This window comes from Nocardiopsis terrae (genome assembly GCF_014651695.1).
GTDB lineage: Bacteria > Actinomycetota > Actinomycetes > Streptosporangiales > Streptosporangiaceae > Nocardiopsis > Nocardiopsis terrae.
Genome location: NZ_BMXJ01000003.1, coordinates 688509 through 702265, shown reverse-complemented (window position 1 = coordinate 702265; position 13757 = coordinate 688509). Strand labels below are relative to the sequence as shown.

At 71.4% G+C, this 13757-nt stretch carries 10 protein-coding genes; 7 read left to right on the top strand and 3 right to left on the bottom strand.

Annotated features, from left to right (window positions below; all coding sequences use genetic code 11):
* Positions 1-14: 14 nt before the first annotated feature.
* The 3 genes from IE195_RS11060 to IE195_RS11050 all read left to right on the top strand — a co-directional run bounded on the left by IE195_RS11060 (position 15) and on the right by IE195_RS11050 (position 3408).
* Complete coding sequence (locus IE195_RS11060; RefSeq protein ID WP_191270222.1) at positions 15-479, top strand: GNAT family N-acetyltransferase; 465 nt, start codon at positions 15-17, stop codon at positions 477-479.
* A 254-nt stretch (positions 480-733) separates the two neighbouring features.
* Positions 734-2905 (top strand): fibronectin type III domain-containing protein, encoded by a 2172-nt coding sequence (locus IE195_RS11055; protein ID WP_191270220.1) that lies wholly within the window; start codon positions 734-736, stop codon positions 2903-2905.
* A 41-nt stretch (positions 2906-2946) separates the two neighbouring features.
* Entirely contained in the window at positions 2947-3408 is a 462-nt protein-coding gene (locus IE195_RS11050) for a hypothetical protein (RefSeq protein WP_229826163.1), read from the top strand.
* 127 nt (positions 3409-3535) lie between these two features.
* Here the strand turns inward: IE195_RS11050 and eccCa are convergent, their stop codons facing one another.
* Positions 3536-7435, bottom strand: coding sequence for a type VII secretion protein EccCa (gene eccCa / locus IE195_RS11045; RefSeq protein WP_229826175.1), 3900 nt, complete (start codon positions 7433-7435; stop codon positions 3536-3538).
* A gap of 327 nt (positions 7436-7762) precedes the next feature.
* Between eccCa and eccD the strand changes: the two genes are divergently transcribed.
* Positions 7763-9109 (top strand): type VII secretion integral membrane protein EccD, encoded by a 1347-nt coding sequence (eccD, locus tag IE195_RS11040; RefSeq protein WP_191270217.1) that lies wholly within the window; start codon positions 7763-7765, stop codon positions 9107-9109.
* Between the two features lie 76 nt (positions 9110-9185).
* Here eccD and IE195_RS11035 read toward each other — a convergent pair whose 3' ends face one another.
* Positions 9186-11795 (bottom strand): TPR repeat domain-containing protein, encoded by a 2610-nt coding sequence (locus IE195_RS11035; RefSeq protein WP_191270215.1) that lies wholly within the window; start codon positions 11793-11795, stop codon positions 9186-9188.
* Positions 11796-11836: 41 nt separating this feature from the next.
* Positions 11837-12256, bottom strand: a complete 420-nt coding sequence (locus tag IE195_RS11030) for a hypothetical protein (RefSeq protein WP_191270212.1) — start codon at positions 12254-12256, stop codon at positions 11837-11839.
* Positions 12257-12649: 393 nt separating this feature from the next.
* On the opposite strand from IE195_RS11030, the gene IE195_RS11025 reads away from it, so the two are divergent.
* Genes IE195_RS11025 through IE195_RS11015 form a run of 3 tightly spaced genes read left to right on the top strand, consistent with a single transcriptional unit; the run spans position 12650 to position 13749 of the window.
* Complete coding sequence (locus IE195_RS11025) at positions 12650-12982, top strand: hypothetical protein (protein ID WP_191270211.1); 333 nt, start codon at positions 12650-12652, stop codon at positions 12980-12982.
* A gap of 58 nt (positions 12983-13040) precedes the next feature.
* Complete coding sequence (locus IE195_RS11020; protein ID WP_191270210.1) at positions 13041-13337, top strand: WXG100 family type VII secretion target; 297 nt, start codon at positions 13041-13043, stop codon at positions 13335-13337.
* A gap of 25 nt (positions 13338-13362) precedes the next feature.
* A complete protein-coding gene (locus IE195_RS11015) occupies positions 13363-13749 on the top strand; it encodes an ABC transporter permease (RefSeq protein WP_191270209.1) in 387 nt (128 codons plus the stop codon).
* The last annotated feature ends 8 nt before the right edge of the window (positions 13750-13757 follow it).

Sequence of the window (13757 nt, the reverse complement as noted above, 5' to 3'; positions counted from 1 at the left end):
GTAGGGTCCCCCGTATGACAGAACCCCCCGCTCCGCGTCTGGTGGAGATCACTCCCGACAACGTCGACGCCGCACTCGGGGTGCGCGTCCGCGACGACCAGCACAGGTTCGTCGCCTCGGTCGAACGCTCCCTCGCCCAGGCCTACGCCGCCCGTGACACCGCATGGCCCCGCCTGCTCATGGACGGCGACGAGGCCGTGGGCTTCGTCATGGTCGGCTTCGATCCCGAGGAGGAGGACCCCGACTTCCGGGCCGAGATCTGGCGGCTGAACATCGGGGAGGGACACCAGGGCAGGGGCTACGGCCGCTTCGCGGTGCAGGGGGTCCTCACCGAGGCCCGGGACCGGGGGATCTCGCGGGTCACGGTCTCCTGGGTACCGGGGGAGGGCAGCCCGGAGGACTTCTACCTGGCGCTCGGCTTCCGCAGGACCGGCCGGGTGAACGACGGGGAGGTCATCGGCGAGCTCTTCCTCGACTGAGCGCACCGCCCCGCGGTGGACGGCGGGGCCCCGAAACGGCGCGGATTTCCGGGGTCGGGCGAGAACCGGAAAGCGGGTCGGGCGCATCCCAGAGCGGGTGAACCGGACCGTTCCCGGGCGCGTTGACGCCGCATCGACTGTCTGGTTTCGTACAGATGCCCGTCCCCCGCGGGCCCCGAACACAAGCGAAACCGATCCCACCTCCCCTGTCTCCGGAGGCCGGACGCGCCCGCGGTAGGCGAAGGAGAACGTGGATGGCGAGCCGCCAGACGGCATCGAGCGGTACCGACCCGGCCGAACGGAGCCGTTCACGCCGCCTGCTCGGAACCCTCGCCCGGCGCACCCGCGCCGGATCCTCGGGCCTGGTCCTCAGCCTCATGGCGACCGCGCTGGTCAGCACCGCCTTCGGGGTCGGGGCCCTGGGCCGCTCGGACGAGGTTTCCGACGGCGCCGCCTGGCTGTGGAGCGCCCCGGCCGGCGAGGCGGTCCGCGTCAACGGCAACAACGCGGAGATCGACCTGGTCGCCTCCCTCCCCGAGGCCGGGGGCGGCCGTGTCGAGGTGGAACAGAACGACGACTACCTGATCCTCACCGACCCCGAGACGGGCAAGGTGACCTCGGTCGACCTCAACGAGCTCGGCTTCTCCGGCAAGCTCGAACTGGGGTCCGGCGACTTCGGGGTGGTGCTCGGCCGGGAGTCCGCCGTGGTGATCGACCGCGAGGGCGGCGAGATCAGGGCCGTGGACCCCGCCACGCTCCAGGCCACCGGCGCCTCCCTGACCCTGGAGGGGCCGCTGGTCGGCGGAGCCTTCGACGACTCCGACACCCTGTGGGTGGGCGCGCCCGCGCAGGGGCACGCCGTCGGGATCAGGGTCACCGACGGGGAGGCCGCCGTCACCCAGACGGTCGCGGTGGCCTCCCCGGGGGCCGATATCGGCGTCACGGTCTTCGATGACGGCGCGCTGGCCGTCGACCGGGGCAGCGAACAGGTCGTGGCCATGCGCGACGGGGACGACCCCGTGATGGTCACCATGCCCGCGCCGATGGACGACTCGGCCATGCCGGCCCGTACCCGCGGGGACATGGCCGCCGTCACCAAGACCGAGGACGACGGGATCGTCACCCTCCTGCACCCCTACGGTGCCGCCGAGACCAGTTACTTCCCGGTGGGCCAACCGGGCGGCGGGATCGCGGTGCCGTTCTCCGGACGCGTCTACGTCCCCTTCGACGAGGAGGGTGTGGTCCGCTCCTACGCACCCGACGGCCGCGAACTCGACACTGTCACCCTGCCGGGCGCGGAGGGCGCGCTGGAGCTGGACGCCCGCGAGGGCAGCCTGTTCGTCAACGCCCCCGACACCGGCGCGGCCGCGGTCGTGGACGAGACGGGCCGGGCCACCCTGGTGGACACCGACGAGGCCCCGCCGGGGCCGGGCGAGGTCCGTGCCGACACCCCCGAAGCCGCACCTGAACCGGGGTCCCCGGGAACGGAACCCCAGTCCGGCGGGAACCCCGAGGGCGGTGACGCCCCCGAAGGCCAGGGTCCGGGGCAGGGCACGGGACCGGGTGAGGGGCCCGGCGAAGGTGAGGGCTCCGGCGAGGAGTCCACCGGGCCGCCCGGGGCTCCCACACCCGTCACCGCCGAGGCGGGCGACGGCGAAGTCGAGCTGAGCTGGCCCGAGGCCTACTCCCCGGACGCTCCCGTCGAGTCCTACGAGATCACCTGGGAGGACGGCGAGACCACCGTGGACGGCTCCGAGCTGCACACCCGGATCACCGGTCTGGACAACGGCACCGCCTACCGGTTCCGGGTCCGCGCCACCAACGAGCACGGAACCGGACCCGCGGCACAGTCACCCCAGGTCACTCCGAGCCAGGAGGCACCCGGATCACCCGGCACGGTCACGGCGGAGGCGACCGGCGACGAGAGCGCGACCGTGACCTGGGAGGGCGCCGACAACGCCGTCGACTACCTGGTCACCACCTCCGCCGGGGGCGGCGCGAGCGCGCCCAGCGACCGCACCACCGGACAGACCTCACTGGAGGTCACCGGGCTGCAGGCGGGCGCGACCTACACGTTCACGGTTACCTCGCGCGGCCCCGGCGGTGTGACCGGTGAGTCCGCCACCAGCGCTTCGGTGACCATGCCCGAAGAGCAGGTGGGGGACCCGAGCGGTGTCGCCCACAGCGTCTCGGGCAGCACGGTGACCGTCACCTGGACGGCCGCCGACAACGCCGAGGGGTACCGGATCACCCCGCACGGCGACGGCGCGGTGTTCCTGAACGAGGCCAGTGCCGGGGCGGGGGCCACCTCCCACTCCTTCACCCGAGGCGACGAGCGGTGTTTCTCCTTCACGGTCACCGCCCTGGGGCCCGGCGGAACCGAGAGCGCGGGTGTGCGCAGCGCTCCCGCCTGTATGAGGTGGTAGCGGTGCCGGAACGGACAGCGGACAGGGAGAGGACGGACGAGGTGCCCAGAACACGGAAGGGTCGCGCGACCTGGGCGGCGATGGCGGCTGCCACGGCGCTGATCGCCTCGGGGCTGGTGCTGACCTCCTCCACCGCCGCGCAGGGCGCTGATCCCCAGGACCTGTGCAACTCAGCGCACCCGATGGACGACGCACCCGAGTACAGCCAACCGGCCGACGGCTGGCCGCTGCCGGTTCCGGGCGACCCGGGCGGCATGATCCACGTCTTCTACGAGCCGGACTACGGCTACAACTGCGCGATCGTGGTCTCCAACGGCGGCCCCACCTACATCGACATCGGCCTGCGCCGCAGCGACGGCACCGGCGAACGTGGCTGGGACGACAAAACCGCCGCTACGGTCGCCGGGCCGGTCCTCATCCCCGCCCAGGGCTTCTGCGTCGATGTGACCGCGGCCGTGGGCGAGCGCTCCTTCACCAGCAGGGGAACGAACTGTAACGCCTGAGCCGCGCGGGGCCTCGCCACTGACCGTCGGTTCCCGCAGGCAACCCCTCGCCCGCCGCCCCTCCCAGGGGCGCCCACCGGTCCGGCGGGCGCCCCTTCCACCTTCGGGACGGCGCTGCCCGGGGCCTCTACCCCTCCGGTTCGGTCCAGGCGACCTGGACCTGCTCCGGCGGGCGGCCCCGGCGGGCCAGCAGGGCACGGCCCTGGGGCAGGCGCCGGGAGGCGACCCCGTTGGCGAGCCGCCCCTCCATCCGGTCCCCGGAGAACAGCAGACCCGGCGTGGCCATGTCCACGATCGTCTGCGTCACCGGGTCGAACATCGACCGCGAGGCGCCACCGGTCCGTCTGGCGGTGACCATGTGCAGCCCCAGGTCGGCCCCCTGGCTGAGGAACTCCGCCAGCGGCTCCAACGGGTTGCTGCGCCCGGCCACCAGGTCCAGGTCGTCGACGAAGACGAACACCTCCAACCCGTCCCACCAGCTCCGCTCGCGCAGTTGGCGGGGGGTGACCTCCGGTCCGGGCAGCCGCTGACGGATCATCCCGGCCAGCTCCCCGGCCAGCCCCCTGGTGTGCTGGGGGCTGGTGCTGTAGGCCAGCAGGTGGTCCTCGGGCACCAGCCCCAGGTGCGCCCGCCGGTAGTCGACCATGACGATGCCCACCTCGCGGGCGGGCCGTTGCGCCACCTGCCGCACCAGGGTGCGGATCAGGTTGCTCTTGCCGGTCTGCGGGTCGCCGTAGACCACCAGGTGCGGGTCCTCGTCCGGCCGGTAAAGGCAGGGGCCCAGGTCGCTCTCGCCGAGCCCCAGGAGCAGGCCGGGGCCCTGGTGGCGGGGGAGAAGTTCGTCCAGGGAAACCTGTGCGGGCAGCACCCGCACCCGGTGCACCGGGTCGTGCGGCCAGCGCTCGGCGAGCACCCGCACCGCCTCGCGGACCCCGTCGCCCAGGTCGGCGTCCTCGGCCACCCCGTCCAACCGGGGCAGGGCCACCTGTACGAACGACTCGTCCGAGCGCAGCCCGCGGCCCGGCACGTCCTTGGGCATCCGCTCGGCGACCTTGCGGCCCAGTTGGGAGTCGTAGGGGTCGGTCAGGCGCAGCTCGAACCTGCCGCCGAACAGCGACTGCGTCTTGGAGCGGACCTGGTTCCCGGCAGAGGCGGTCAGCACCGTGTGCACACCCAGGGCCGGGCCGCGCGAGACGATGTCGTTGAGGACGTCGTCCACGTCGGGGAGCGCCTCCCGCACCCCGGCCCAGCCGTCGATGAGCAGGTACACGTCGCCGTGGACCCCCGAGGGCACCCTGCCCTCGGCCCGGGCCTGGCGCAGGTCGGCGGGCGAGTCCAACCGGGAGCGCTGGAAGACGCGTTCGCGCTGGTCGAGCAGCCCTCGTACGTCGGCCAGGACCCGCTGCGTCCGCTCCAGGTCCGAGCGCCCGGCCACACCCGCCACGTGCGGCACCTCCTCGAACGGAGCCAGCGACCCGCCGCCGAAGTCGATCGCGTACACCGCGATCCGTCCGGGCGGGTAGCGCCAGGCCAGGCTGGCGATGAGGGTGCGCAGCAGGGTGGACTTGCCGGACTGCGGGCCGCCCAGCACCACGATGTTGCTCTCCCCGCCGGTGAAGTCCAGGTCGGCGGCGGTCTGCGCCTGGTCCCGGGGCAGGTCGGCCAGCCCGATGATCGCCCGGGCCTCGGCCGGGTCGGGTTCCACCGGGGCCCCGTCGGCCCCGGTCAGGTCCTCGCCCAGCCGTTCCAGCAACCCGTCCAGGGTCATCAGCGCGGGCAGCGGTGCCAGCCAGACCGGCCGCACCGGTGCCGCACCCGAGGCCACGAGCCGGTCCACCGTCACCCGAAGGGTCGTGGGGGCCTCCTCCCCGTCCCCGTCACCGTCCCGGGTGTCCTCATTCGTCACGGACCCGGGCGGCCGGGTCAGGGACGCCAGCCCGTTGAAGGAGATGAGCGGCAGCACCTGCGGAACCTCCTCCTCCCGGTCCTGGCTGGGCGGCACGTAGGGCTGGGAGACCATGGCGGCCTTGAACCGCTCGAAGACGGTGGTGTCCACCTTCAGGTAGCCGGACCCCGGTTCCGGGGGCAGGTGGTAGGCGTCGCCGACACCGATGGCCTCCCGGCTCTCGGCCTCGGAGAAGGTGCGCAGACCGATCCGGTAGGACAGGTGCGACTCCAGGCCCTTGATCTTGCCCGAGTCCAGCCGCTGGGTGGCCAGCAGCAGGTGCACGCCGATGGACCGGCCGATCCGGCCGATCGCCACGAACAGCTCCGCGAAGTCCGGGTGCGCGGTGAGCAGCTCGGAGAACTCGTCGATGATCACCAGCAGGTGGGGAAGGGGTTCCAGCTCCGGGCGGCGGCCTCGCGCGCTCTCGTAGGCGTGCAGGTTCGGCAGGTTCCCCGCGTCCTTGAGCGCCTGCTGGCGGCGGGTCAGCTCACCGAACATCGCTTCACGGAACCGCTCCACCAGGGAGTCGTCGTCGGCGAGGTTGGTGATCAGCCCGGCGCTGTGCGGCAGCAGGTCGGTGTCGGCGAAGGTCGCCCCGCCCTTGAAGTCCACCAGGAGCAGCGCGAGCTGCTCGGGGCCGTGGTTGATCACCAGCGAGGCGACCAGGGTCCGCAGCATCTCGGACTTGCCCGAACCGGTGGCGCCCACCACCAGCCCGTGCGGGCCCATCCCGCCGAAGGCCGACTCCTTGAGGTCGAGCAGGACCGGGTTCCCCTCCGGGCCCACCCCGATCGGGACCCGCAGGAAGTCACCGGTCCCGCGCGGGCTCCAGGTCCGCGCCGTGTCCAGCCGGGCGACGTCGGGCACCCCGAGGATCTCCGGCAGCCCCACGGTGGCGTGCATGGCGTCGGCGCTGTCGGCCGCGGCCAACCGCACCGGTGACAGGGTCCGGGCCAGGGTGGTGAGCTGGTCGCGGTCGGCCCGGTCCGCCCGCCCCCGCAACGGCGGGTCGGTCTCCTCCGGGCCGGGTTGGCCGGGCGGCTGCCGGACGGTCTCCCGGTCCTCCCGGAGGGTGCCGTCCGCCTCCACGTACAGGCGGGTGTCCACGTGCCCGGGCTCCTCGCGGCGTTCGCCCACCAGGAAGACCAGGTGGATGCCGATGTCGGCCAGGGAGTGCACCGGCGGTTCGGCGGCCAGCCCGGAGAGGGTGGCCTGGAACTCGCCGTCCACGACCACGACCAGCCGCGCGGTGCCCGGCCCGGGGGGAGCGCCGCGTCTGCGCTGCAGGTCGATGGTGCGCTGCTCGATCTCCGCGGACAGCAGCTCGGTCATCTCCACCGTGTTGGCCGCGACCAGGCGTGCGGGCAGCGGGCCGTCCTGGACACCGTCGAGGGAGTTGTGCGGCAGCCACTTGAACCAGTCCCACTCCGGGACCAGCCGTTGGTGGCGCACCACGCCCAGGCGCACGTCCCCGGGGGCGGAGAAGGTCGCCAGCTGGGCCGCCACGGCCCGGGCCACACCTCGGGCCGCCGCCCGGTCGCCCACGACCGAGACCACCCCGCATTCGCGCAGCGGCAGGACCAGGGGCTGTTCGGCCACCTCCGCGTACAGGTCGACCAGCTGTTCGGCGATGCCCTGGCAGACGGGGTCGTACACGACCAGCGGGTTGGCCCTGTCGATGTTCAGGCTCAGCCGCCGGGCCAGGGGCCGGGTGCCCTCCCCGACCCGCACGTGCAGGAAGTCGGGGTCGCCCACGCGCCGCTCCCACCGCCGGGCCGGCAGCCGCGCGGCCCCGGCGAGCAGGTGCGGGGCCGGGTGCCGGAACAGGGCCGCCGCCCGCTGCAGCCCCGCGACCTCGCGGACCGTCTCACGCAGGTGGTCGAGGTAGTCCAGGTACCGCTCGCGCTGCTCGCGGATACGACGCCGGGGGCCGTTGCGCTGGGCCACGAACATCACGATGCCCACGGCCACGCTCGCCATCATGACCATCGCCCCGATCACCGCGAACAGCGGACGGTTGCCGAGCGTGATGGTCATCAGCAGGGAGCCCGACCCGGTGATGATCGGCATCATGATCATCGCCGAGGAACCCGCCGCCGGGGGGTTCTCCGGCAGTTGCGGGGGCGTGGCGATCACCAGCGGCGACCGACCGGGGTCCGGGACCGTGTGGCGGGCGGGCCGGTGAACCAGCGTTGTGGACACGAAGCGCCTCTCCAGTCGCGTGTGCCCCGAAGGCCCGGGACGCACCGATTGCTAACTTGATGATCCCGCGCCGCCCCGGCGCCGGACAACTCAGCTTCCGCGGCCCTGTGGAAAACCGGCCGCGGTTTCGTGGGATCCCATCCCCGAGCCCCCGGTTCCCGGTCGGGGCACCCGATTCCAGAACTCGAGAACGGAGCACGTTTCGTGAGCGGATACTGCCGGGTCACGGTCACGGGGCCCGACAAGTGGGCCGACCTCGCCCTGCCGGGCACCGTCTCCGTGGCCACCCTCATGCCCCAGGTGGTGCGGGTGTGCTCACCCGGACCGGACGGCCTCCAGGCCGCCGAGTGGAGCCTGGCCCGAGTCGACGGGACCCCGCTGCCCGCCGGGGGGTCCCTGCGGGAGGCCGGTGTCCTGGACGGCGACGTCCTCGTCCTGCGCAGGGAGACCGCCCCCGAACGCCCGGGCTTCGTCGACGACGTGCGCGGCTCCGTGGAGGACCGCGTGGACGGGACCGCGTGGCTGTGGCGGCCCTCCACCACTCTGGGTCTCGGCCTGGCCCTGGCGGCACTGGGCCCCCTGCTGCTGGCCCTGGTGATGGCCGCGGTCCGCACCGCGCCCGCGGACCTGGCCGTGGCGCCCCTGGGACTCCTGGTGTCCCTGGGCCTCCTGTGGCTGGCCGGACGCCGGTCCCTGACCGGGGTCGCCCACGCCGTCCAGGTCGCCGCCTGCGGTTGGGGAGCCCTGACCGCAGTGCTGGCGGTGCTCGCGGTGGGCGGGGCCCCGCCCGCGCCCGTGGCGCTGGCCCTGTTCGCCTGTGCGGGCGCGCTGGCCGCGGCCGCGGCGGGGTGGGCGCTGGACCACGCGCTGCTGCCCCACCTCGCCGGGCTGAGCGTGGTCACCGGCTCCTCGGTCCTGCTCGTGGCCGTCGGCCTGTTCGTGGACGGCCCGATGGCCCTGCGGCTGCTGTCCGTGCTGCTGGTCCTGGGGATCGGGGCGCTGCCGCGGATGGCCCTGGCCCTGGGCGGGCTGTCCGGACTGGACTACGAGGTGCGCCAGGTCGGCCGGACCGACACCGGGAGGTTCGAGGCGGGTCTGGCCACCAGCGACCGGTTGCTGCTCGGGTCGCTCCTGGGGGTGGTGGCGGCGGCCGTGGCGGCGACCGCGCTCCTGGCGCTCACCGGGGAGGGGGCCCGCGACCTGGTGTTGGCCGCCTTCGTGTCGCTGGTCCTGCTCATGCGCTCCCGGCTCTTCGACCGAGTCGCCCACGTGCTGCCGGTCCGGTTGGGCGGCGTGTGCGGGCTGGCCGTGGCCGGCGCCGTCGCGGCCGCCGGCTCCGGGTGGTCCCTGGCCCTGGCGCCCGCCGCGGCCCTGCTGGTCGGCACGGCGGTCGCCGCGCTGAGCGCGGTGCGCCTGACCGACGTTCCCCGCGCCTCCCTGCGGCGGACCCTCAACGGTGTGGAGGTCGCGGCCGTCATCGGCATGTGCGTCGCCGCGGTGTGGGCCCTGGGTGTGTACGAGGCCGTGACCTCGATCGAACTGCCGTTCTGAGGCGGGAGCCGCCCGTGCCTTCCGAGAGGGGAGCGCACGGGCGGCGCGGACCTGCCGGAGCAGGAGCGGGCACAGGTCACCTCTTCATGCTCTTGGGCACGTACTTCTCTGGTTCGTAGCTCCTTTCCATATCGGCGAGGTAGTCGTCGACCCAGTCCTTGTTGCCACCGTTGGCTCCGGCCTTCTTGCTGGCCTCCTCCAGGACCTTGTCCAGCCTGGGGAAGTCCCCGCCGGGGTCCTGGGACATGGACTCGACGACGGCGGGGAACACGTGCCCCGCGGTCACGTCGTGGTTCGCGGGAAGCAGATTGCTGTCCTTCAACGTCTGGGGGTCGACCACGCCACGGTCGAGGTAGACCTGGAGGAGCTGGAGCTGGGCGTGCCGGTTCGCCTGCACCTTGGAGTCGATGAAACCTGACATGGGGTCGTAGTCGGGGTCCACGCCGTCGTTCTTCCGCCTTTTCTCCTCCCTCTCTTCCGCTTCCTTCTCCCAGCGCTCCAGATATTCCTCTTTCTGGGGATGTTCGAGGAGACGGAGAATGGTCTCACCGCCCGTGGCGAGCCCGCTGCCGGCACCGGGGACAGAACCGAAGACGCCGTTGTTGATCGCCACGCTGATGTTGAACGCGGTCTGCCAGTTGTCGGCCGCGTGTTGCTTGGCCTCTTCGCTGTCGTCGTAGCGGGAGGTGTACTCGTTGATCATCGCGTCGTGCAGGAGGGTTCTGATCGTGCCCACCCTCCCCCCTGCCACGCCGGCCACACCTTCCGTGGGATCGCCCACGGCGGTGTTGATGACGCGCCGCTCCAGTTCCTCGACCGAGGCTGTGATGATCGGCGCGGTCCTGTCGTCCGCGATCAGGAGCTGGAGGAACCCCTCCTTCGTGCCGTTTGTCAGGTGAAGGGCCCGGTCTCCGGGTTCGTGGAGCAGGTACCTCTCCTCCGGGCCCGACACGGTGGCGTACCGGTTCGTGTCGTTCTCGTGCAGGATGAAGTCGTCCTCGTAGTTCTCGTAGATCCTGACCAAGCTCTCGGTGAGTTCCGGGTTGATCTCGGTGACCGCGAGAGAATGGCGGGTTTCGCTGTCGTCTGCTGCGTCGTGGAAGGGCTTTTCGTCCCCGTTTCCCGCCAGGGTCTCCATCAGCCCCACGGTCGCGGTACCGGCCATGTCCGCCTGTGCGGACGTTCCCCGGCTGAACTCCGGAATCCAGTCGGTGAGGCCCGCGACGGCCTCGCCGCCGTCCTTCCAGTCGTGGCCGTACAGCCCGAGCAGGGCGTCGGCGTTGCTGTCGAAGCCGGGCATACGCGCGGCGTCGTAGCGCGGGTCGTCCGTGTGGCTGCCCGGGTGCGCTTTGGCCGTGGTCAGGACGCGGTGGTTGGCCTCCTCGTTGCGTGTGGACACGTCCAGGAGTGCACCGAGCGCCTTCTCGCGTTCCCGGGTGATCGCGAGGTGGTCGTTGCCCAGGTGGTGCCCCGTGCTCAGGGTGAGGTTGCTGGAGAATTCCGTGCCGCCGCGCAGGCCGGGGTCGGAGTGCCGGAGCAGACGGCTGAAGTCGTCGGCGTCGGCGAGCCAGTTGTGCGAATCCACCCCCTCGGCCCGGCTGCCCGACAACCCGTTCTCCCGCCAGGCGGTGAAGGGGATCCCGTTGGCGAGGTCCTGGACGCTCTCGGGCAGACGTTCCTGGCCGCCGCCGATGTCCTCGTCGGACAGGGCGAGCAGACCGTTGGAAACCCCGGTCGCGAAGGCCTTCCGCTCCGCGGCACTCCAGTCCGGGCCGGAGTCCCCCTCCAACCAGGGCATCACGTGCACGACGCCGGTCGGGGTCATGTCCTCCAGTTCGCCGTAGAAAGTCTCGAGGAACTCGATCTCGTCGTCGCTCAGCTTCCCGGACCTCTTGCCTCCGGCCTGTTGGAGGGCCCTGGCCTTGTCCGACACCGCCGCGAGAACGGCGAGGGCCTCGGTAACCCTGCTGTCCGGTTCGACGCCGCCGCGCAGGAAGAGTTCGAGGTCCCTGACGAGTTCCTTGGCTTTCTCGGCGGAGACGGGAAGCGGGGTGTCCTTGTCCACGCCCAGGATGTTGTGGGCGCCCCAGCCGAGGATGCCCGCCTCCACGAGGAGCTTCAGGTTCTTCGGCTCCGGCCCCTCCTCCAGCATGGCGGCCCGCTTCTCCGCCGTGTCCAGGAGTTTCTGGTAACTGTCCTGACCCGTTTTCTGGTACCTGGCCACGAGGTCCGCGAGCATCTCTCTGACCGCTTCGGGGCCCTTGGGCACAGCCCAGATGGTCCCCGGCTGGTAGTAGCCGCTCGAGTCGACCTTGTCCGTGATCGCGTACGCCTCGGTCCTGTACCTGTTGATCAGCTTCCTGCGCTTCTCCTGGAAGTCCTCGACGTCCTCGCACCACATTTCGGCGATCGAAGCCGCATAGGTCAGGGCCATGCAGGCATTCTGCCACTCCTGGCTGTTGTAGGAGTTGGCCGAGCTGATGTCGGTGCTGATGATCTCGCTGAACTCCTTGGCGGAGTTCTTGATCGCCCGGCTTCCGTCCTGGGCGTCTCCCAGGACCCGGCCCGCGAGTTTCCACGCCGCGGCCTTCTCCCAGGTCAGTTTCAGGACGTCGACCTCGGTGTCCGGGGGGTCGAACGAAGGAATGGCGGGGGTGACGTCGGCGCCTGCCGTGCTCGCCGGCATAGTCGCTTCTCCTCGGTGGTGTCGAAGGTGGTGAAGGGGGTTCAGCGCCTGCCGAAGGAGCCGGGCCCGGGCTCGGACGGTTTGTTGTTGATCTCGCGCAGGATGTGATTGGGGTCGTAGTAATCCGGTGAGCGGAGCATGGGCGGCGGCACGTCCACCCTCCTGAGGAACCCCGACCCGGACTCCCAGTCGGTTCCGTCCAGACGGTCCGCCGCCGCGATGACGTTCTCGGAGATCGCCATGCCGTTCCTCTCGACCGTCTGCACCGCTTGCTTGTAGGTCAGGTAGTACTCGGAGAAGGCCCCGTTGATCTTCGCCTCCACGGATTCCTGGTCGAGGTTCTCCGAGGTCGTCTCGAAGGCCTTGGTCACCCCCTCCAAAGCACTGGTGAGCCGGGTGCTGATCCGGCCGGCGGCCTTGCCCTCCTCGGTGTTGCCCGCGACTGTCGACGCCTCGCCCATGACCGACTCTCCTCACCTGCGCTTCGCTGGATGTACCGGTGCGGCCGGGGTCCGGGGGCACGAGGTACCGGCCGGCGCCGCGGGAACGCGCCCTCCGTGGGACCGTGTGGAGCACCCCGGAGGTTCCGACGCGTCACCCCTGGGTGTGGTGGCGGCGGTCACACGCCGCCACCTCGCCCGCGGGCGCCTTCGTCCGCCTGAGATGCCGCGAACACCGCATTGGTTGACGCGATTTCTACCGCGTTGACAGCAGATGTGAGGATTCACTACCTTCCCGTTCCGAGTGGTTTCAGAACCGAACGGACCGGCCTCCCGGAACTCCGCGGAGTGACAACGCCCCTGAACCGGCGGTGAACGCAGGTCAGGGCGGTCGGCAGGGGAAAGGACCGGTACATGAGTCAGAGGGTCGGAACAGAGGAGACCACCTCCCTGTCCCAGGGCGGGAACCGTCTCGACGAGCAGAGCCAGGGGCTCACGGAACGCCTGCGGTCGCTCCTCGACGTCCTCGACCAGGACGGGCAGGCGCTCCAGGGAGGCGCGCTCAGGGCCTACCGGGAAGGTCAGGCCGAGCTGGTCACCGGCTTCAACGCGCTCCTCGGGTGGTGCGAGAAGTACGGCGTCAACCTCAACCTCGGGCAGGCGAAGATCAACGAGACCGACGGTGACAGTGAGCAGGCCTTCGCGCAGGCCCAACAGGAGCTCACCTACATGAAGCCGATCAACTGAGCCCGACCCCCCTTGCCCGGCCTCCCGGAACGGGCCACCTAGAGAGCGAGACCACCACATGAGCGTGAACAGGTACGAGGTCGGCGCCGACATCGACCAGCTCAACGACCTGAACATCGACCAGCGAACGTACCTCGGCTACTTCCGGACGATCATGCAGGACATCGACACCCAGGCCAGGGGCCTCGTCGAGAAGTGGGAGGGCGGCGACGAGAAGTTCCAGGCCCGCGCGACCGAGTTCAACAACGCCTTCGACATGACCAACCGCGGCTTCACCAAGATGATCGACGCCGTGGACGGCACCGTGGACGGCTACCAGAGCACCAAGAAGTACCTCGACGGCCTGTTCGACTGATCCGGCGCACGGTCCCCTGACACGCATGTCCCACCCGACCCGGACACCGGGGGCGGCGCCGGAGGAACCGGTCCCGCCGCCCCCCACGCAGCTGCCGCAGGCCTTCCAGGCCACCCCTGACACCGAGCGCTACGTCCTGCAGGCCGACGCCCTGCGCCGCAGACAGCTGCGCGCCGCACTCCTGTACGGCTCCAGCCGCTACTGGCGCGCCCGCCAGCGCGTGTGGCCCTCGGTGGTCGTCGGCCTGATCATCGCCGCCGTCCTCGCCGCGGCCGTCGTGGTGTTCGGGGCCTTCCAGGCCCAACGCGACCTCAACGAGGAACGCGGCCAGGGGCAGGACCAGACCCAGAACCCGCTGACGCCCGTGACCCCGCAGGAGAGGGACCCGCAGGGACCGGACCCGACGCCCTGACCGCCCTC